Source organism: Rhodoplanes sp., from assembly GCF_013377085.1.
Taxonomy (GTDB): domain Bacteria; phylum Pseudomonadota; class Alphaproteobacteria; order Rhizobiales; family Xanthobacteraceae; genus Rhodoplanes.
Genome location: NZ_JACAAX010000027.1, coordinates 24,542 through 44,960, shown reverse-complemented (window position 1 = coordinate 44,960; position 20,419 = coordinate 24,542). Strand labels below are relative to the sequence as shown.

Here is a 20,419-nt window from a genome sequence, read left to right as displayed (position 1 = left end):
CGCCGCGCTCGTCTCGTCCGGTCGGAGCCCCGAATCGATGGCACGTCCTGCATTCTCGCCCCCGTCCCAGGCGCCCGGCTTCGCGGCTCGCCGGGCCGCTGCCGAGATCGTCGAGGGCGTGCTCCACCGTGGCCGCTCCCTCGACGAGCAGCTCGACGGGCCGACCGCCCATCCGGGGCTCGCTTTCCTGGCCGACCGCGACCGCGCGCTGGTCCGCCGCATCGTCGGCACCACGCTGCGGCGGCTCGGCACCCTGCGCCACCTGATCGCCAACTGCCTCGATCGCGGCCTGCCGGCCGACGCCTCCCGGCTGGAGAGCGCCCTTTTGGTCGGGGCGGCCCAGATCCACGTGCTCGACATCCCCGACCACGCCGCCGTCGACCTGTCGGTGCGGCTGGTGCAGGCCGACCGCCGCTCGGCCCGCTATGCCGGCCTCGTCAATGCGGTGCTGCGGCGGATCGCGCGGAGCGGCAAGGAGATGATGGCGGAACGCGACCCGGTCGCGCTCGACACGCCGGCCTGGCTGCTCGATCGATGGATGAGCAGCTACGGGCCGGAGGCCGGCCACGCCGTCGCGGCCGCCCATGCGTCGGAGCCTGCCCTCGACCTCACGGTCAAGACCGACCCGGAGGGCTGGGCGACGCGGTTGCGTGGAAAAGTGCTGCCGACCGGCTCGGTGCGGCTGGTGCCGCACGGCGCCGTCTCCGGCCTGCCCGGCTATGCCGAGGGCGGCTGGTGGGTGCAGGACGCGGCAGCCGCGCTGCCGGCGCGCCTGCTCGGGCCGGTCGAGGGCCTATCGGTCGCCGACCTGTGCGCGGCGCCGGGTGGAAAAACCCTGCAGCTCGCCGCCGCCGGCGCCCGGGTGACGGCCGTCGACCGGTCCGAGCCCAGGCTCGCCAGGTTGCGTGAAAACCTGCGGCGGACCGAGCTTCACGCCGAGACGGTGGCGGCCGACGTGACCGCGTTCGAGGCCGGGCCGTTCGACGCCGTGCTGCTCGACGCGCCGTGCTCGTCCACCGGCACGGTCCGGCGCCATCCCGACATCCCCTGGCGCAAGACCGCGGGCGACATCGTTGCCCTTGCCGGCCTCCAGGCGAGCCTGCTCGACCGCGCCGTCACCCTGACGCGCCCGGGTGGCGTCCTCGTCTACTGCACCTGCTCGCTCGAGCCCGAGGAGGGCGAGACCCAGATCGCGGCGCTGCTCGCCCGCGACGACCGGGTGATGCGCAAGCCGCTCGCGGTGGACGAGCTTCCCGGCCTCGACGGCATGGTGACGGCCGCCGGCGACCTGCGCACGCTGCCGTCGCTGTGGCCGGATCCGGAGCCGCGGATGGGCGGTCTCGACGGCTTCTATGCGGCGCGCCTGGTGCGTCGCTGACCCGGGTGCCCGCCGCCCAGTCGGGAGTGTTGCCCTGGGATTTCCGTTCGTTATGGTGGACCGCCGCGCGTCGGGACGGGGCGCGTGAGCGGAGGGGCTTTGGTTCGATGTCCGGCGTATCGGTCGCGGACCGCGGCAAACTGATCTGGTTCGCGCTGCGGCGCGGCCTCGCTCACGCGGCGGGCCGGCTCGCGGTGCTGCGCGTCCTGCAGCTCTTCCGCTGGTTCAGCCGGGGCGATCGGATCGCGATCGCGCCGCAGAGCTTGCGCACCGCCGATCCGACCCGGGCGAGCGAGATCTATGCGGGCCGCTTCGCGCTCGCCGGCAAGATCGTCGTGTGCGACGGCCGCTCGCCCTTCGAGATGGAACCGCCCTCGGCCGACTGGGCCGCAGCATTGCTCGGCTTCAACTGGCTGCGCCATCTGCGCGCCGCCGAATCCGCCGCCTCTCGCGCCAATGCGCGCGCGCTGGTCGACGAGTGGATCAGCCTGCAGGGCGGCTGGCACCCGGTCGCCTGGCGGCCCGAGATCCTCTCGCGACGCGTCGTCGCCTGGCTGGCCCAGGCGAGCCTGATCCTCGCCGACGCCGACGTGCGCTTCTATCGCCGTTTCCTGCGCAGCCTGTCGCGCCAGGTGCGCTTCCTGCGCTGGACGGCGGCCGACGCGCAGGACGGCGTGCCCCGCCTGCAGGCCTATATCGCGTTGACCTATGCGGCGCTGTGCATGACGGGCCAGCTCCGCTCTCTGCGCGGCGCCACAAGGCGGCTGTCGGCCGAGATCGACCGCCAGATCCTCGCCGACGGCGGCCATGTCAGCCGCAATCCGGGCGCCCTGATCGAGCTGCTCGCCGACCTGTTGCCGCTCGCCCAGGCCTTCACGGCCCGCAATGTCGCGCCGCCGCCCGCGCTCCTGCACGCGATCGACCGGATGATGCCGATGCTGCGGTTCTTCCGGCACAGCGACAAGACCTTCGCGCTGTTCAACGGCATGGGGCCGACGGGTCAGGATCTGCTCTCCACCATCCTGGCCTATGACGACGCCCGCGGTGCGCCGGTCGCCAATGCGACCCATTCGGGCTATCAGCGCATCGAGACGCGCCAGACCGTGGTCCTGATGGACACCGGCTCGCCGCCGCCGCTGGCGCTGTCGGCCGACGCCCATGCCGGCTGTCTCAGCTTCGAATTGTCGTCGCGCCAGCAGCGCATCGTGGTGAATTGCGGCCTGCCCGCCACCGGCAAGGGCAACTGGCGCCATCTCGCCCGGGCGACGGCGGCGCATTCCACCGTGACGTTCAACCAGACCTCGTCCTGCGAGTTCTACGACACGCGCCTGCTGCGGCGGGTGTTCGGCACGCTGATCGCGGCCGGTCCGCGCCGGGTGGTGATCGCGCGCGACGCCGACGACCATGCCGAGCAGGTCCGGGTCAGTCACGACGGCTATGCCGAGCGCTTCGGCGTCATCCATCAGCGCACCCTGACGCTCGCCGCCGACGGCACCCGGCTGGAGGGCGAGGACATCTTCCTGCCGGCCCGCGGCGAGGCGTTGCCCGCCAAGGCGCCCGACGAGTTCGCGGTCCGCTTCCACCTCAATCCCGCCATCCGGGCGACGCGGATCCATGACGGGCACGGCGTCATGCTCAGCCTGCCCAACAAGGACGTGTGGACCTTCCTGGCGCACGAGGACCAGGTCGAGATCGCCGAGAGCGTCTATCTGGGGGGCCGCACCGGGCCGCGGCGAACCACCCAGCTCGTCATCCACGGACACGCCCGCCGGGCGCCGCGGGTGGAGTGGACCTTCGCGTTCGCGGGCGAGCCGCAGCCCGCCGCAGCGAGTGCGCGGCGGGGCCGCGAGCAGGCGCCCGAACTGCCGTTCTGATCTCCCGGCACGCGGGGCCTCGGGCGACGCGGGCAGAGCCGCGGCGCGCGGCGATTTCGGCCGTGAACGAGCGCCCCCGACGGGGAAAATGCTCTCGCGCGAGGTCCCGTCGGACCATGCTGTCGGGTTATCCCCTGATCGCATTTTGACGGCGAGCCGGGATCCACTTCGCCGGAAAATGCTCTAGCCAAGCCAAGCCCTGCGGCCCATGATGCCGCCGAACGAAATCAACCAGATTGATATGCTTCGATGACCGAGCAACCGCGTCGCATTCACCGCGCACTTCTGTCTGTTTCCGACAAATCCGGCCTGATCGATTTCGCCCGCGAGCTCGCCCGCCAGGGCGTCGAGCTCGTCTCCACGGGTGGCACAAGGGCCGCGCTCGCCGAGGCCGGTCTCGCCGTGCGCGACGTCGCCGACCTCACCGGCTTTCCCGAGATGATGGACGGGCGACTCAAGACCCTGCACCCGAAGGTGCACGGCGGCCTGCTCGCGATCCGCGACGACGCCGCGCATGTCGGCGCCATGCAGGCGCACGGCATCGCGCCGATCGATCTGCTCGTCGTCAATCTCTACCCGTTCGAGGCGACCGTCGCGAAGGGGGCCGGCTTCGCCGACTGCATCGAGAACATCGACATCGGCGGCCCCGCCATGGTGCGCGCCGCCGCCAAGAACCATGCCGACGTCACCGTGGTGGTCGAGGCCTCGGACTACGCCGCGGTGCTGGCCGAGATGACGGCCAACGGCGGCGCCACGACGCTGGCGCTGCGACGCAAGCTCGCCGCCAAGGCCTATGGCCGCACGGCTGCCTACGACGCGGCGATCTCGGGCTGGTTCGCCGAGACGCTGGAGGAGAACGCGCCGGACTACCGGGCGCTCGGCGGCCGGCTGATCCAGACCATGCGTTACGGCGAGAACCCGCACCAGGTCGCCGCCTTCTACCGCACCCCGGAGGTCCGCTTCGGCGTCGCCACGGCCCGCCAGGTGCAGGGCAAGCAGCTCTCCTACAACAACATCAACGACACCGACGCGGCCTACGAATGCGTCGCCGAGTTCGACCCGAAGCGCACCGCGGCCTGCGCCATCATCAAGCACGCCAATCCGTGCGGCGTCGCCGAGGGCGAGACGCTCGGCGAGGCCTATCGCAAGGCGCTGCTGTGCGACCAGGACTCCGCCTTCGGCGGCATCGTCGCCGTCAACCGCACCCTCGACGTCGAGGCGGCGCGGCTGATCACCGGCATCTTCACCGAGGTGATCATCGCGCCCGACGCGACCGAGGAGGCGATCGCCATCGTCCGGTCGAAGAAGAACCTGCGGCTGATGCTGGCCGGCGGCCTGCCGGATCCGCGCGGCCGCGGCCTCACCATGCGCTCGGTGTCGGGCGGCTTCCTGGTGCAGTCGCGCGACAACGCCGTGGTGGACGACGTCGAGCTGAAGGTGGTGACCAAACGCGCGCCGACCGAGGCCGAGCTCGCCGACCTGCGCTTTGCCTTCCGGGTCGCCAAGCACGTCAAGTCGAATGCCGTGGTCTACGCCAAGGACCGCATGACGGTCGGCGTCGGCGCCGGGCAGATGAGCCGGCTCGACTCCGCCGCCATCGCGGTGCGCAAGGCGGAAGCCGCGGCGCGCTTCGCCGAGCTGCCGGCGCCGCTCACCAAGGGCTCGGTGGTCGCTTCCGACGCGTTCTATCCGTTCTCCGATGCGCTGCTGGTGTCGATCCGGGCCGGCGCCACCGCGGTGATCCAGCCGGGCGGCTCGATCCGCGACGAGGAGGTCATCAAGGCGGCCGACGACCACGGCGTCGCCATGGTGCTCACCGGGCTCCGCCACTTCCGGCATTGAGCGGGGGCGGCGGTCCGGGTCGAGCCTGGACCCGAGCTCCGCTCATTCCCGCGCAAGCGGGAATCCAGTCTTCGATGCGTTTTGCCGTGAGGCTCCTGGATCCCCGCCTTCGCGGGGACGAGCGGTTCGAGGTGTTGCGCCTCACCGCGACACATTCTCCGGGACGATCAGCGGCACGAAGCCGAAGACGCCGGGCATGTCGGGATCGACGATCACGCGCACGGCCTGCACTTCGGTCTCGCCCATCACCTGCAGGCGCTGCACGCCGGGCACCAGACGCATGCGGGTATCGCGAAAGCCGGTGACCTCGAGCGTGTGGAAGTCGCCCTGGATCACCAGCACGGGCTTTCCATAGGCGCGCGCCTCGCGCTCGATCGCCGCGATGGTGTCGCGAAAGCCCGAGGCCGGCGGGATGGTGCCGACCGAGTCGCGGATGTCCCACAGATTGGCCTGGAACGCGACGACGACGGCGCGCGCATCGGTCTCGCGGGCCTTGGCGAAGCTCGCGGCGAGCCAGGCCAGATTGGCGCGGTTGCGCTCGAAATACTCTGTCGCGGCGGCGGGATCGAAGGTCTCGAAGCCGTTGTTGGAGCCGACCACATGCAGGGTGACGAACAGCACGTCGTTCTTGGCGAAGCGGGCGTTCTCGACATAGGTCGAGAAGCCGGGCAGCACCGTCGCCTGGCTCTCCAGCGGCATGCTCGTGCGGCCGAGGCTGCGGTCCGGCGGCGCGAAGAACATGCTTCGCACGCGCGCCAGGCGCTCGCGCGGATCGGAGCCGGTGCGGTGGCAGTCGGTCCACTCGTTGTCGCCGATCGCATAGACGAGCGGCTGGTCGAAGCTTTGAAACTGATCGAGCACCTTTTTGAAGGCCTCGTCCGTGCAGGCCGTGGTGCCGCTCTTGGTGTCGCCGACATGAATCGAGAAGGCCGGCTTCAGCCGGTTGACGGCGGCGATCAGCCGGTCGAAGCGCGCGTAGTCGGCCGGGACCGTGTAGGGCATGTCGCCGAGCGCCACGAACGAGAAGGCGCGCTCGCCGCCGACCGGCTCGGCGGCTGTGGCCGGCAGCAGCGACAGGGCGAAAGCGGCAGCGAAGACGAGCAGGCGGAGCATGCGAGGTCCTTCTCGGGAGGGGAGGGTCGCGGCGATCGTCGCACCGGATTGTTGCCGGCCTACGATGATCCGGCCACGTCCATCTCGGCGACCGCGCGAAGAATCCGGGCGATGTCCTCGGGGCGCGACAGCCGGTGGTCGCCGTCCTTGATAAGGGTCAGCACCACGTCGTCGCAAGCGAGCCGCGAGACCAGCGCCATGGCGTGCTGCCACGGCACGTCGGGGTCCTGCACGCCCTGCAGGATGCGGACCGGGCAGCCGGTCTCGATCAGGCCGCCGAGCAGCAGATGGTTACGGCCCTCCTCGATGAGCCGCCGTGTGATCACATGCGGGCCGGTGTCGTAGTCGGTCGGGCGCAGCCAGCGGCCGGTGGTCTCGAGCGTCCGGCGCACCTCCGGAGGGAACCGCTTCCACATCAGCTCCTCGGTGAAGTCGACGGCCGGCGCGATCAGCAGCATGCCGGCGACCGTGGCATCGGCCGGTGCGGCGCGGCGGGCGAGCTCGCGCACCAGCAGCAGCGCCATCCAGCCGCCCATCGACGAGCCGACCAGGATCTGCGGGCCGCGGCAGACCGCCGTGAACACGGCGACCGCCTCCTCCAGCCACGCCCCGATGGTGCCGTCCGCGAACGCGCCCTCCGATTCGCCGTGGCCCGAATAGTCGAACCGGACGAGGGCGCGGCCGTGCTCCGCCGCGAAGGCGTCGAGCGCCTGGGCCTTGGTGCCTTTCATGTCCGACATGAAGCCGCCGAGCCAGACCAGGCCGGGCGAAGCGCCGGCGCGTGTCCGCACCGCGATTCGCCGGGCTGTGCCGCCCTCGCCGACCGTCAGATGGACGACATTGCTTTCCATGCGGGCACTCCGGATCCTTGCAGTGTGCGTCTCGCGCCTGCTCGGCGTCGTGTCGGCGCGGGCGCTGACCTGTCGGGGTCGTGATGCTGCGAATATTGCCGCCCCCCGGCGCGCGGTCTATACCAGCACGCCGGGCTCGACGCCCGCACTGCGCGCACGCCGTCGCGTCGCGTGCCAGGAGGGTTGTGATTGCCGGCAGCTCTGGGCGCGTCGCACGGTCCGTGCGCAAACGAGATCTCGGGGGGATCGTCGATCCCCGGAGTACGCTCGGATGCGAACGGGGTCGGCGACCCGACGGGCGACCAGCCGCGCTCCGGCCGATCCGTGTCGCGGCGCCTGACCGTGCTGATGACGGTTCCGACCCTCGATGTCGGGGCGGCCGACGAGGGCGCCCTCGATCTCGTCCGCACGCTCTCGGCCGCCGGGCACCGCAGCATCGTGGTCTCGCAGGGCGGTCGCTTCGAGGATGAGGTCGCCCGGCTCGGCGGTGAGCTCGTCAGGCTCGACGCGGCGAGCCACAATCCCTTGGTGATCGCCGCCAATGCCGGCCGTCTGCGCCGGCTGATCCGGTTGTATGGCTGTGACGCGGTGCACGCCCATGGTCGCGCCTCCGCCTGGAGCGCCTGGGCAGCCGCGCGCGCCACCGGACGCCCGTTCCTCACCACCTGCTACACCGGGTTCCGCGAGCAGAACCGGCTCAAGCACTGGTACAATGGCGTGATGGCCCGGGGCGACCGGGTGATCGCCGTCAGCGAGCCGATCGGCGACCTCATGGTGGAGCGCCACCGGGTGCCGTGGAGGCGGCTCGTCGTGGTGCATCCGGGCCTCGATCTCGCCGGCTTCGATCCGTGCGGCATCGCGCCCGACCGCATCACGGCGGTCCGCAAGGCCTGGGGTGTCACGCCCGAGACCCGCGTGGTGCTGTTCCCGGGCCGCATCATCCGCCGCCGCGGCCACCATGTCGCCGTGCAGGCGGCCTGGCGCCTCAAGGAGAAGGGGCTGCGTGACTTCCTGTTCGTGTTCGCCGGCGAGGACGGAGGCCGCTCGCGCTACAGCGGCGAGCTGTGGGATCAGGTGCTCGCGTCGGGCACGGCCGACGTGGTTCGCCTCGGCGGGCCGAGCCCGGATCCGGCCGCCTATTGCGCCGCCGCGAGCGTGGTGGTCAGCGCCGCCGTCCAGCTCGAAGGCCTGCCGCGCGGGTTGCTCGAGGGCATGGCCATGGCGCGGCCCGTGATCGCCTCGGATCTCGCCGCCGGCCCCGAGGCAGTGCTGGCGCCTCCCGCCGTCGGCGAGGACCGGATGACCGGCTTGCGGGTTCCGGCCGGCGACGACTCGGCGCTCGCCGCGGCGCTGGTCCGCATGTTGGCCTATCCCGAGGCGCTGCGGCAGGCGATGGGCCAGCGGGCCCGGGCCTGGGTGCTGTCCGAGTTCGACCCGGACGACGCGGCCGCCCGGATTCTCGCGATCTATGCCGAGCTGTGCGCGCCCCTCGCTACCGTGGCACCGGTGCCCCGTTCCGATGGCGCCGCGGTCGAGTCGCAGCAACGTTGACTTGAAACCCGAATGTCCCAATTCTATTGATCCCTCGCGCGCCCCGTCCGGCGCGGCCGCCGGCCTTGTGCCGATGCGGCCCTGCCGCCCCCCGAATGGTCGGCCCGCGACGGAGCTAGCAGTCATTTTCGAGAGACGGCACGTCACTGAGACGACCCAGGTTCAACGGCAGAGGAGTTCAAAGCCATTCGCCGCCCCATGAGAGCGCCGCCACCGGTCCAAAAGGACGGTCCGCGCGTCAACGACGAAATTCGTGTCCGAGAGGTTCATCTGATCGACAAGGACGGGGCCAACAAAGGCACCGTTCTCATTGCGGAGGCCTTGCGGCTGGCCCAGGAAGCGGGGCTCGACCTGGTCGAGATCGCGCCCAATGCGGAGCCCCCCGTATGCAAGCTGCTCGATTACGGCAAGTTCAAGTACCAGGAGCAGAAGAAGGCCGCCGAGGCGCGCAAGAAGCAGAAGATCGTCGAGGTCAAGGAGATCAAGTTCCGCCCGATGATCGACGATCACGACTATGACGTGAAGATGCGCGCCATGCACCGCTTCTTCGAGGAGGGCGACAAGGTGAAGGTCACCTTGCGGTTCCGCGGCCGCGAGATGGCCCACCAGGAGCTCGGGTTCCAACTCCTCAACCGAGTCAAGGACGACACCTCGAAGCTCGCCAAGGTCGAGCAGGACCCCAAGATGGAAGGCCGCCAGATGGTGATGGTGCTGGCGCCGCGCTGAGGCGCGCCGCCGGCCCGCCGCGTCTGTCCGGGAGGGCTCATCCGGCCGCAGGCCATTGGTGCCGCGGCCGGAGTTGCCATTTTCCGGCGCCTCTGCCATAACCGCGCCTTCCCGCCGCCCGGCTGAAAATGGGCTGCCGTGGCGGTGTCGTGCCCTTTTGGGCACCGTGCCCGTTTGCGGGTGCGCTCTATTCAACCAGACGGTCCGGCGGACCCCGCGAGCCTCGTGGCTCGGCGCGGGTCATGGCTGGCCAGGAGACGAGCCAAATGCCCAAGATGAAGACGAAATCGGGCGCCAAGAAGCGCTTCAAGATCACCGGCACCGGGAAGGTCAAGTTCCAGCAGTCCGGCAAACGTCACGGCATGATCAAGCGGTCGACCAAGCAGATCCGCGAGCACCGGGGCACGGCGGTCATGTTCAAGACCGACGGCGACAGGGTCATCAAGTACTGGATGCCCAACGGCTGATCGCCGACGCCGCGCCACGCGCGCGGCTCACCCGACCGCTTTTTCCGAACCGTCTTTGTCAGGAGATCAGCCATGGCCCGCGTCAAACGTGGCGTCACTGCGCACGCCAAGCACAAGAAAATCCTCAAGGCCGCCAAGGGCTATTACGGCCGCCGCAAGAACACCATCCGGGTTGCCAAGCAGGCCGTCGAGAAGGCCAACCAGTACGCTTTTCGCGACCGCAAGCGGAAGAAGCGCACCTTCCGGGCGCTGTGGATCCAGCGGCTCAACGCCGCCGTCCGTCCGTTCGAGCTCAACTACAGCCGCTTCATCGACGGCCTCGCCCGGGCCGGCATCACGGTCGACCGCAAGGTGCTGTCCGACCTCGCGATCCGCGAGCCGGCGGCGTTCCAGGCGATCGTCGAGAAGGCCAAGGCCGCGCTGCCGGCCTGACGCCTGGCGGTCCGGGATTTCGACCGGGTCCGAGGCCGTGATCTGCTGCGGTCGTGTTGCAGGGTCGTTCGCGCGAGCGGACGGCCCCGATGCATTGGGTTGAGCCATGTCCGAGATTTCCGAGCTCGAAGCCCGTCTCCTCGCCGACGTCGCGGCGAGCGCCGACGAGCCGGCCCTGGAGGCCGTGCGGGTCGCCGCGCTGGGCAAGAAGGGCGCCGTCTCGGCCTTGCTCGCCACGCTCGGCAAGATGTCGCCGGAGGAGCGCAAGGCTCAGGGCCCGCTGATCAACGGCCTCAAGGACCGGCTCGGCGAGGCGCTCGTCGCCCGCCGCCAGGCGCTGCGCGATGTGGCCCTCGACCAGCGGCTCGCCACCGAGACGGTCGACGTCACGCTGCCGCTGCCGGACAGCGCGCTCGACCGCGGCCGGATCCATCCGATCAGCCAGGTGGTCGACGAGCTGACCGCGATCTTCGCCGACATGGGCTTCGAGGTCGCCGAAGGCCCCGACATCGAGACCGACGACTACAACTTCACCAAGCTGAACTTCCCGGAGGGCCATCCCGCCCGGGACATGCACGACACGTTCTTCTTCCCGCCGAAGCCGGACGGCTCGCGCCGGCTGCTGCGCACCCACACCTCGCCCGTGCAGGTGCGCACCATGCTGTCGAAGGCGCCGCCGATCCGCGTCATCTGCCCGGGCCGCACCTATCGGTGCGACAGCGACCAGACCCACACGCCGATGTTCCATCAGGTCGAGGGCTTGGTGATCGACAAGGGCTCGCATCTCGGCCACCTGAAATGGATCCTCGCCGAGTTCTGCAAGGCCTTCTTCGAGGTCGATCAGGTGAAGATGCGGTTCCGGCCGTCGTTCTTCCCGTTCACCGAGCCGTCGCTGGAAGTCGACATCCAGTGCCGGCGCGACAAAGGCGAGATCCGCTTCGGCGAGGGCGAGGATTGGCTGGAGATCCTCGGCTGCGGGATGGTGCACCCCAACGTGCTGCGCAACTGCGGCATCGATCCCGACGTCTACCAGGGCTTCGCCTGGGGCATGGGCATCGACCGCATCGCCATGCTGAAATACGGCATGCCGGATCTGCGCGCCTTCTTCGAGGCCGACGTCCGCTGGCTCGATCACTACGGCTTCCGCCCGCTCGATTTCCCGACGCTGGCGGGCGGATTGAGCGGGTGACATCCCGGTCGTGGAGGCGAGTGCGTGCGCTCCCTCCCCCGCGTGCGGGGGGGGGCGTGAACAGCGCGATGGACGTGAAGACGACGGTTGGTGATTTGGGCACGAGCGTGCCGCGCATTCCGCCCTGTTCCCTCCCCCCTTGTGGGGGAGGGCTAGGGAGGGGGGTCGGGCAGATGCCGCATACGAGGGTCGACGACAGGCAACGTGAGCGCGCGAAACAGCTCCGTCAGACGATGACGCGGGCCGAGACGCTGCTGTGGCGCTACATCAAGGCGCACCGGATCGAGGGGCTGGGCTTTCGTCGCCAAGTGCCGATGGGCGTCTATGTCGCCGACTTCGTCTGCCATTCCGCCAAGCTCGTCGTCGAGCTGGATGGTGAGAGTCACGATTTCGAATCGCGACACGGTCGCGATCGGACGCGTGATGCCTGGTTCGGGTCGCAGGGCTACCGCGTCGTGCGGTTCACCAACGATCAGGTCCTCCGAAATCTCGAAGGCGTCGTCGCGGCTATCAGAGAGACGGCCGAGGCTGCAATGCGGGGCGCACCCCCCTCCCTGTCCCTCCCCCACAAGGGGGGAGGGAACCCTCAAACTGCGACCGTACAGAGCGATGAACGCTCCCTGGTCTCCTCCGCGTCCGGCGATGGAGGAGAGCGCGGTCGGCTTGGTGAGCGCTCGACATGAAATTCACCCTCTCCTGGCTCAAAGATCACCTCGACACCGACGCCTCGCTCGAGGCGATCGTCGACAAGCTCACCATGATCGGGCTCGAGGTCGAGGAGGTGGAGGACAAGGGCAAGCTGCTGGCGCCCTTCGTCGTCGCCCATGTGGTCTCGGCCGTGCAGCACCCGAACGCCGACCGGCTGCGCGTCTGCATGGTCGACACCGGCACCGGCGCGCCCGTGCAGGTCGTGTGCGGGGCGCCCAATGCGCGCACCGGCCTGAAAGGCGTGTTCGCGCCGGCCGGCACGTTCATTCCGGGCAAGAAGATCACGCTCTCGGTCGGCACCATCCGGGGCGTCGAGAGCCACGGCATGCTGTGCTCGGGCGACGAGCTCGGCATCTCCGACGATCACGACGGCATCATCGAGCTGCCCGCCGACGCGCCGGTCGGCGCGCCCTACGCCGCCTGGGCGAAGCTCGACGATCCGGTGATCGACATCAATCTCACGCCCAACCGCTCCGACTGCACGGGCGTGTCGGGCATCGCCCGCGACCTCGCCGCCGCCGATGTCGGCACGCTGCTGAGCAAGCCGATCCATCCGGTGAAGGGCGCGTTCCCGTGTCCGGTGTCGGTGACGCTCGACTTCGGCGACACGCCGTCGCTGTGCCCGGCGTTCGGCCTGCGGCTGGTGCGCGGCGTCAAGAACGGCCCGTCGCCCGAATGGATGCAGCGCCGCCTGCTGGCGATCGGGTTGCGCCCGATCAACGCCCTGGTCGACATCACCAACTTCCTCACCTTCGACCGCGCCCGGCCGCTGCACGTGTTCGACGCCGCCAAGGTGCACGGGAACCTGACGGTGCGGCGCGGCCGCGCCGGCGAAGAACTACTCGCCCTCGACGGCAAGACCTATGCGCTCGACGAGAGCATGTGCGTGATCGCCGACGAGACCGGCGTCGAATCGCTCGCCGGCATCATGGGCGGCGAGGCCTCGGGCTGCGACGAGGGTACGACCGACGTGCTGATCGAGTCGGCCCTGTGGGACGAGATCGCCATCGCCCGCACGGGCCGCCGGCTCGGCATCACCTCGGACGCGCGCTACCGCTTCGAGCGCGGCGTCGATCCGGCCTTCATGTTGCCCGGGCTCGACCTCGCGACGCACCTGGTGATGGAGCTGTGCGGCGGCACGCCGTCCGACCTGGTGGTCGCAGGCACCCCGCCGATCCCCGACAAGGTGATCGACTTTCCGCTCGACGCGCTGCCGCGCCTCGCTGGCCTCGATGTCGGCCTCGCCGAGACCAAGCGCGTGCTGACCCGGCTCGGCTTCTTCGTCGCCGGCCAGGCCAAGCAACTGAAGGTGGCGGTGCCGTCGTGGCGTCCCGATGTCGACGGCGTCGCCGACCTGGTCGAGGAGGTGGTGCGCATCGTCGGCGTCGATCGCGTGCCGCTGACTCCGTTCGAGCGCGAGGATCGCGGCCGCAAGCCGGTGCTCACGCCGATCCAGAGCCGCACCCGTCGCGCCAAGCGGGCGCTCGCCGCGCGCGGCCTCACCGAGGCCGTGACCTGGTCGTTCATCTCGAAGAAAGAGGCCGAGCTGTTCGGCGGCGGCCAGCCGGAGCTGGCGCTCGCCAATCCGATCGCGGCTGAGCTCTCCGACATGCGGCCGAGCCTGCTGCCGGGCCTGATCGCCTCGGCGCAGCGCAATGCCGACCGCGGCTTTCCCGATGTCGCACTCTTCGAGGTCGGCCAGATTTTCCGCGGCGACCGGCCGGAGGATCAGTTCATCGCGGCCGCCGGTCTGCGGCGCGGGCTCGCCCGGCCGAACGGCATCGGCCGGCAATGGCGGACCGGTGCGCAGCCGGCCGACGCCTTCGACATCGAGGGCGATGCGCTCGCCGTGCTGGCGGCGGCCGGCGCGCCCGTGCAGAGCGTCCAGATCCAGCCGGGCGGTCCCGCCTGGCTGCATCCCGGCCGCTCCGGCACGCTGCAGATGGGGCCGAAGCTGGTGTTCGGCCATTTCGGCGAGTTGCACCCCAGGCTCCTCGAGGCGCTCGATGTCGCCGGGCCGCTGGTCGCCTTCGAGCTCATCCTCGACCGCATTCCCGAGCCGAAGGCGCGCACCACGCGGGCGAAGCCGCCGCTCGATCTCGCGGCCTTCCAGCCGGTGTCGCGCGACTTCGCCTTCATCGTCGACCACGCCGTCAAGGCGGCCGACATCGTGCGGGCGGCCCAGAGCGTCGACCGCAAGCTGATCGCCGGCGTCACGGTGTTCGACGTCTACGAGGGCAAGGGCATCGATCCCGGCAAGAAGTCGATCGCCGTGGCCGTCATGCTGCAGCCGCGCGAGAAGACTCTCACCGACGAGGAGATCGAGGCGGTGGCGGGCAAGATCGTCGGCGAGGTCGGCAAGCGCACCGGCGGGGTGCTGAGGGCATGATGCGCGAGCTCGCGCTCGCGCTCGGCATCAGCGATTACACGACCGGCGCCATCGCGTTTGTCGCGGTGGCCGCCTTCATCGCCGGCCTGGCGCGCGGCTTCTCCGGTTTCGGCTCGGCCCTGATCTTCGTGCCGCTCGCCTCGACCATGATCGCGCCCAGCTTGGTGGCGCCGCTGCTGGTGGTGGTCGACGTGGTGATGTCGGCCGGCATGATCCCCAATGCGGCGCGCCTCGCCGACAAGCGTGAGGTGCTGACCATGCTGACCGGAACGGTGGTCGGCCTGCCGCTCGGCACCTTCGTGCTGGTGCATGCGAGCCCGGTGTCGATCCGCTGGGCCGTCGCCGTGCTGGTGTTGGCGATGCTCGCCGTGGTGATGTCGGGCTGGCGCTTCCAGGGCAAGCCGCGGCGGCCGCTGACCGTCGCGGTCGGGGCGATGGCCGGCTTCTTCAGCGGCATGTCGCAGACGGGCGGGCCGCCCGTGGTCCTCTACTGGCTCGGCGGCAGCGGCCACCACGCGCATATGCGCGCCAATCTGGTCTTCTACTTCGCGCTGTCGACGCTGTTGTCGATCACGGCCTATCTCACCGTCGGCATGTTCACCAAGGCGGTGTTCGGCCTCGCGCTGCTGATCGGGCCGGTCTACGGCTTCGGCCTTTACATCGGCACCCGCATGTTCGGCCTCACCGACGCCCGCGTGTTCCGTGCCGTCGCCTACGGCCTGATCGCCGCCACCGGCTTGTTCAGCCTGCCGCTGTTCGACGGGATCCTTCGGCCGTAGGGCGCAATGAGCGAAAGCGAATTGCACCGCCGGCGCCGGCGGTGCAATTCGCTTTCGCTCATTGCACCCTACGATGCTGTGCTCCGTTACCCCCCATACGTCTCGATGGGCGGGCAGGAGCAGACCAGGTTGCGGTCGCCGTAGACGTTGTCGACGCGGCCGACCGGGGCAAAATACTTGTCGGCGCGTGCGACGCCTTCCGGGAACACCGCCTCGGCCCGCGAATACGCCCGTTCCCACGCGTCGTCGGCGAGGTCGTGCACCGTGTGGGGCGCGTGGCGCAGGGGCGACTGCTCGATGGTGAACCGCCCCGCCTCGACGGCGGCGATCTCGTGCCGGATGGCGATCATCGCGTCGATGAAGCGGTCGAGTTCGTGCTTTGGCTCCGACTCGGTCGGCTCGATCATCAGCGTGCCGGGCACCGGGAACGACACGGTCGGGGCATGGAAGCCGTAGTCGATCAGCCGTTTCGCGATGTCGTCGACGGTGACGCCGGTGCGCTCCTTCAGCGGGCGCGGATCGACGATGCACTCGTGCGCCACCCGGCCGTTGTGGTTCTTGTAGAGGACGGGATAGTGGGGCGCGAGCCGGCAGGCGATGTAGTTCGCCGACAGGATCGCCACCTCGGTCGCCTGCTTCAGGCCGGCGGCGCCCATCATCAGCACATAGACATAGGAGATCGGCAGGATCGACGCCGAGCCGAACGGCGCCGCCGACACCGGGCCGACCTTTGCCGAGCCGCCGTCGAGCCAGGGGTGGCCGGGCAGGAACGGCGCCAGATGCGCCTTGACGCCGATCGGCCCCATGCCGGGGCCGCCGCCGCCATGCGGGATGCAGAAGGTCTTGTGCAGGTTGATGTGGCTGACATCCGCCCCGTAGAGGCCGGGCCGCGCCAAGCCGACCTGCGCGTTGAGATTGGCGCCGTCGAGATAGACCTGTCCGCCATGGGCGTGGACGATGTCGCACATCTCCCGGATGTGCTCCTCGAACACGCCATGGGTCGACGGATACGTGATCATGGCGCAGGCGAGCTTGTCGCCATGCTCCGTTGCCTTGGCCTCCAGGTCGTCGCAATCGACATTGCCGTCGCGGTCGCAGGCGACCACCACCACCTGCATGCCGGCCATCGCGGCGGAGGCCGGGTTGGTGCCGTGCGCCGAGGAGGGGATCAGGCAGACGGTACGATGCTGCTCGCCGCGCGCGGCGTGATAAGCGCGGATCGCCAGCAGGCCGGCGTACTCGCCCTGGGCGCCGGAGTTCGGCTGCAGCGACACCGCGTCGTAGCCGGTGATCTCGGCGAGCATCTTCGAAAGCTCGTCGACGAGCTGCCCGTAGCCCTGCGCCTGTTCGGGCGGGGCGAACGGGTGCAGGTCGGAAAACTCCGGCCAAGTGATCGGGATCATCTCGGCCGTGGCATTGAGCTTCATGGTGCAGGAGCCGAGCGGGATCATGGCCCGGTCGAGGGCGAGATCCCGGTCCGACAGCTTGCGCAGGTAGCGCAGCATGTCGGTCTCGCTGCGGTGCCGGCGGAACACCGGATGGGTCAGGAACGGCGAGGTCCGCACCAGGCCGGCCGGCAGCCGGTGGTCGGCCTCGCCCAGCATGTCGTCGTAGCGCAGCGCGCCCCCGAAGGCGCGCCACACCGCCTCGACCACGCCCTCATCGGTGGTCTCGTCGAGGCTGATGCCGATCGCGGCCTCGGTGCCGCAGGCGCCCGGCGCCACGGCGCGCAGATTGATTTTTTCCGCGCGGGCCGCCTTCAGAATCGCGTCCTGGCGATCGCCGACCGCCACCGTGATGGTGTCGAAGACCGGCGTCGCCGGGGCGCCGAAGCCGAGCGCGCGAAGCCCGGCGGCCAGCACGGCAGTGCGGCGATGCACCCGGCGGGCGATCTCGGTGAGGCCCTCGGGCCCGTGATAGACGGCGTACATCGAGGAAATGACGGCGAGCAGCACCTGCGCCGTGCAGATGTTCGAGGTCGCCTTCTCGCGGCGGATGTGCTGCTCGCGGGTCTGCAGCGCCAGCCGGTAGGCGGGCGCGCCGCGCGAATCGACCGAGAGGCCGACGAGGCGGCCCGGCATGGTGCGCTTGAGGCCGTCGCGCACCGCCATGTAGGCGGCGTGTGGGCCGCCGTAGCCCATCGGCACGCCGAACCGCTGCGTGGATCCGACGGCGATGTCGGCGCCGAGCTCGCCGGGCGGCACCAGCAGGGTCAGCGCCAGCGGATCGGCCGCCATCACCACGAGGCCGCCGGCGGCGTGGACGCGGCCGATCAGGCCGCGCCAGTCGCGCACCGCGCCATACGTGTCGGGATACTGCACCAGCACGCCGAACACGCCGGCGGGGTCGATGTCCTCCGCCGGGTCGCCGACCACCAGCGTGAGGCCGAGCGGCGCGGCCCGGGTCTCGAGCACGGCCAGCGTCTGCGGATGCACGGCGCGGTCGACGAAGAAGGCCGTCGCCTTCGACTTCGCCGAGCGATGGGCCAGCGTCATCGCCTCCGCGGCGGCGGTCGCCTCGTCGAGCAGCGACGCATTGGCGACGTCGAGGCCGGTGAGATCCATCACCATGGTCTGGAAGTTCATCAGGGCTTCGAGGCGGCCCTGGCTGATCTCAGGCTGGTACGGCGTGTAGGCCGTGTACCAGGCCGGGTTTTCGAGGAGGTTGCGTTGGATGACGGCGGGCAGCACGGTGCCGTGGTAGCCCTGGCCGATCAGCGACACGAACACCTCGTTCCGAGCCGCGATGGCGCGCATGCGGGCGAGTGCCGCGGTCTCCGACAGCGCTGGACCGAGCGCCAGGGGGGTCGCCTGGCGGATCGCCGCCGGGATGACGTCGGCCATCAGGCCGTCGAGGCTTCTGGCTCCGACCGCCTCGACCATCACGTCGATGTCACGCGGGCTCGGCCCGATATGGCGGTGGGCGAAATCGGTGGCGGGGGTGTCTGTCTGCATGCGGATGGGGGCGTTCATGCTGCGGTCCTCGGGTCGGGCCTGACGACGATGCGGTCCCCGTGACGATCGCCGGAGCCCTCCGTCGGACACGGACGGGCGCCGGCGCGCGGAACGGGCCGGATACAGGTGCCAGGGCGATGCGTCGTCGCGCGTCACCGCGGAACGAACGCAAGCCGAACGGACGGTGATGGGCCTGTGTGCCACGGCACGACATGGGCGCCCTCCGACAAGCTCAGCTCGCCTCGGCGCCCCATCTGTCTTCTGTGCCTGAGAGTGTTATCCCGTCGGCGGACCCGCTCGCATAGTGACGCGACGGATCACTTTCCAGATTCACTCCTCGCGACGGTCCTTTTGCCTGAGAGTTTCCGGGGCGGTTGCTCCTTCGGCGCCGGCAGAGCCGGTCTCTCCCGTCGAGAGTACGCGAAACCTCCTTGATCCAAGGTCTTCAATCGATGCCGTCAACGGTCCGCGAAGTCAAGATCGGGGCCTGCCGCGAAAGCAGGCATGCACAACGAATCCACAAAGTGAACCGCCGTTCACCAGATTCGCGGAAACAGTGAATCAGATGGGGCCACATGGGCCTCGCCATCGGCCGTGAGCCGCCGGTAGCGCCCCGAGAAGAATACCAGGGGCCGGCCCGGGGCGCCGCCGATCAGCAGCTCCTCCACCCGGCCGACGAAAATCTCGTGGTCGCCGCCGTCGTGGCGGGCATGCGCCTCGCATTCGAGCACGGCGAGCGCCCCCTGCAGGATGGGCAGGCCGCGCCGGCCCGCGATGGTCTCGACGCCGTCCCACTTGTCGGGGAGGGGGCGGGCGAAGCGGTCCGACAGGGCCTCCTGCGCCTCGGACAGGATGTTGACGGCATAGTGCTGCGCCGCCTGCCAGGCCGGGAAGCTGTTGGCCCGGCACGCGATGCTGAACAGGATCAGGGGCGGGACGAGCGAGACCGAGTTGAACGAGCTCACCGTGATGCCGAGCCGGGTGCCGTCTGGGGCGAGCCCCGTCACCACGGCGACCCCGGTCGCGAATCGGCCCAGGGCCTGGCGGAAACGGGCCTGATCGAACGGGACGTCCTGCATGCGCGGTGCGGCTCCAGGCGGCTCGGCGATCGCAGGGATCGGCGGCCGCGGCGCGGGGGGTGCCGCTATCAATCAGCTTTGCACCGCCGCATCAAGCGGTGCCGCGCCGCGCCACCCGGCCGCGGGACCGGCGCTGCGCGCCGGTGCGGGCGTCGAACTTGTCATGTAAAGCGTGCGCGGCGCGCGTCCCGAGCGTCCGCCGGGCCGATACGCTCAGGTCCGGGACGCGCCGCCGGCGCCGATCCGCCGCGTGCGCGCCTGCGGCACTGCGCTCGGGCGGCCGCCGCGCGAGGGCGCGTTGTGCAGGATGTGCTGGAGCCGCTCGCGCAGGCTGTCGATGTGCTTGCGCATCGCCCGCGCGGCCCGCTCGGGATCGTGCGCCTCGATGGCCTCGAGAATGGTGCGATGCTGGCGCGACGCCCCGTAGAGGTCGATCGTCTGCCACAGGTGAAGATACCAGAAGCGGGTCGAGCGCTCGTGCATCAGGCGGACGAAGTCGGCCAGGATGGCGTTGCCCGACATCGCCGCGACCTTGACGTGGAAGGCGCGGTCGGACTCGACGAAGGCGTCCATCGAGCCGCCGCCGTGGCGGCGGTTGGTCTTGTCCAGGATGGCGGCGAGCTCGCGCAGGTCCTCGCGCGTGCCGTTGGCGACGGCGCGTCGCACCAGCTCGACCTCGACCAGGATCCGCGCGTCGAGGATCTCGATCACCTCACCGATCGAATCGGGGCGGACGATCACGCCCTTGCGTGGCACCACCTCCACCAGGCCCTCGACCTGCAGGAGCTGCAGGGCCTGATGCACGGGCGTGCGGCCGAGCTTCAGGAGATCGCAGATCGCCGCCTCGTTCAGGTACTGTCCGGGCAGGAAGAACAGCGTGAGGATCAGCTCCTTGATCTGCTGATACGCCCGGTCGGACATCGACGACGCCTTGGGCGGGCGCGGTGAGGCCTCCGTCTCGCCGTTCTTGCGCTTCGGCCGTGCGCTACGTTCGCTCCGAGCCTGTGCCATGGGGACGCCCTGCCGTTTCGAGCCAGACGGGCCATGTCATGTTGCGCCGCGGTATACGGCAGCAGGCCCCCGCGAC

16 protein-coding genes and 1 riboswitch are annotated in these 20,419 nt (G+C 70.1%); of the genes, 11 read left to right on the top strand and 5 right to left on the bottom strand.

The window, feature by feature from the left end; translation table 11 throughout:
• Positions 1 to 37 precede the first annotated feature (37 nt).
• The 3 genes from HXX10_RS18355 to purH all read left to right on the top strand — a co-directional run bounded on the left by HXX10_RS18355 (position 38) and on the right by purH (position 5,094).
• A complete protein-coding gene (locus HXX10_RS18355; RefSeq protein ID WP_296524243.1) occupies positions 38 to 1,378 on the top strand; it encodes a transcription antitermination factor NusB in 1,341 nt (446 codons plus the stop codon).
• A 107-nt stretch (positions 1,379 to 1,485) separates the two neighbouring features.
• Positions 1,486 to 3,252, top strand: coding sequence for a heparinase II/III family protein (locus HXX10_RS18350; protein WP_296524242.1), 1,767 nt, complete (start codon positions 1,486 to 1,488; stop codon positions 3,250 to 3,252).
• Between the two features lie 249 nt (positions 3,253 to 3,501).
• A complete protein-coding gene (gene purH, locus HXX10_RS18345) occupies positions 3,502 to 5,094 on the top strand; it encodes a bifunctional phosphoribosylaminoimidazolecarboxamide formyltransferase/IMP cyclohydrolase (protein WP_296524241.1) in 1,593 nt (530 codons plus the stop codon).
• Between the two features lie 141 nt (positions 5,095 to 5,235).
• Here purH and HXX10_RS18340 read toward each other — a convergent pair whose 3' ends face one another.
• The gene (locus tag HXX10_RS18340) at positions 5,236 to 6,207 is read right to left on the bottom strand and encodes a hypothetical protein (protein ID WP_296524240.1); all 972 of its coding nucleotides are present in this window, start codon (positions 6,205 to 6,207) and stop codon (positions 5,236 to 5,238) included.
• Between the two features lie 59 nt (positions 6,208 to 6,266).
• Positions 6,267 to 7,058, bottom strand: a complete 792-nt coding sequence (locus tag HXX10_RS18335) for an alpha/beta hydrolase (protein ID WP_296524239.1) — start codon at positions 7,056 to 7,058, stop codon at positions 6,267 to 6,269.
• A 348-nt stretch (positions 7,059 to 7,406) separates the two neighbouring features.
• On the opposite strand from HXX10_RS18335, the gene HXX10_RS18330 reads away from it, so the two are divergent.
• The 8 genes from HXX10_RS18330 to HXX10_RS18295 all read left to right on the top strand — a co-directional run bounded on the left by HXX10_RS18330 (position 7,407) and on the right by HXX10_RS18295 (position 15,299).
• Entirely contained in the window at positions 7,407 to 8,609 is a 1,203-nt protein-coding gene (locus tag HXX10_RS18330) for a glycosyltransferase family 4 protein (protein ID WP_296524238.1), read from the top strand.
• 186 nt (positions 8,610 to 8,795) lie between these two features.
• Entirely contained in the window at positions 8,796 to 9,335 is a 540-nt protein-coding gene (gene infC, locus HXX10_RS18325) for a translation initiation factor IF-3 (protein ID WP_296524282.1), read from the top strand.
• A gap of 266 nt (positions 9,336 to 9,601) precedes the next feature.
• Positions 9,602 to 9,802: a 50S ribosomal protein L35 gene (gene rpmI / locus HXX10_RS18320; protein WP_296524237.1), complete on the top strand. Its 201-nt coding sequence runs from the start codon at positions 9,602 to 9,604 to the stop codon at positions 9,800 to 9,802.
• A 72-nt stretch (positions 9,803 to 9,874) separates the two neighbouring features.
• Positions 9,875 to 10,234 (top strand): 50S ribosomal protein L20, encoded by a 360-nt coding sequence (rplT, locus tag HXX10_RS18315; RefSeq protein WP_296524236.1) that lies wholly within the window; start codon positions 9,875 to 9,877, stop codon positions 10,232 to 10,234.
• 106 nt (positions 10,235 to 10,340) lie between these two features.
• Positions 10,341 to 11,423 carry a phenylalanine--tRNA ligase subunit alpha gene (gene pheS, locus HXX10_RS18310; protein ID WP_296524235.1) on the top strand — a complete coding sequence of 361 codons (1,083 nt, stop codon included), beginning with the start codon at positions 10,341 to 10,343 and terminating at the stop codon, positions 11,421 to 11,423.
• A 173-nt stretch (positions 11,424 to 11,596) separates the two neighbouring features.
• A complete protein-coding gene (locus tag HXX10_RS18305; RefSeq protein ID WP_296524234.1) occupies positions 11,597 to 12,106 on the top strand; it encodes an endonuclease domain-containing protein in 510 nt (169 codons plus the stop codon).
• The gene (pheT, locus tag HXX10_RS18300; protein WP_296524233.1) at positions 12,103 to 14,520 is read left to right on the top strand and encodes a phenylalanine--tRNA ligase subunit beta; all 2,418 of its coding nucleotides are present in this window, start codon (positions 12,103 to 12,105) and stop codon (positions 14,518 to 14,520) included. The genes HXX10_RS18305 and pheT overlap by 4 nt, the downstream gene beginning before the upstream one ends.
• Positions 14,517 to 15,299: a sulfite exporter TauE/SafE family protein gene (locus HXX10_RS18295; RefSeq protein ID WP_296524232.1), complete on the top strand. Its 783-nt coding sequence runs from the start codon at positions 14,517 to 14,519 to the stop codon at positions 15,297 to 15,299. Before pheT ends, HXX10_RS18295 begins: the two co-directional genes overlap by 4 nt.
• An 86-nt stretch (positions 15,300 to 15,385) precedes the next feature.
• Here HXX10_RS18295 and gcvP read toward each other — a convergent pair whose 3' ends face one another.
• From gcvP to HXX10_RS18280, 3 genes are all read right to left on the bottom strand, one after another.
• Positions 15,386 to 18,271, bottom strand: coding sequence for an aminomethyl-transferring glycine dehydrogenase (gene gcvP, locus HXX10_RS18290; protein ID WP_296524231.1), 2,886 nt, complete (start codon positions 18,269 to 18,271; stop codon positions 15,386 to 15,388).
• Between the two features lie 315 nt (positions 18,272 to 18,586).
• Positions 18,587 to 18,673: riboswitch (glycine riboswitch) on the bottom strand.
• 116 nt (positions 18,674 to 18,789) lie between these two features.
• Complete coding sequence (locus tag HXX10_RS18285) at positions 18,790 to 19,332, bottom strand: flavin reductase family protein (protein WP_296524230.1); 543 nt, start codon at positions 19,330 to 19,332, stop codon at positions 18,790 to 18,792.
• A gap of 213 nt (positions 19,333 to 19,545) precedes the next feature.
• The gene (locus HXX10_RS18280; RefSeq protein ID WP_296524229.1) at positions 19,546 to 20,253 is read right to left on the bottom strand and encodes a GntR family transcriptional regulator; all 708 of its coding nucleotides are present in this window, start codon (positions 20,251 to 20,253) and stop codon (positions 19,546 to 19,548) included.
• Positions 20,254 to 20,419: the final 166 nt, after the last annotated feature.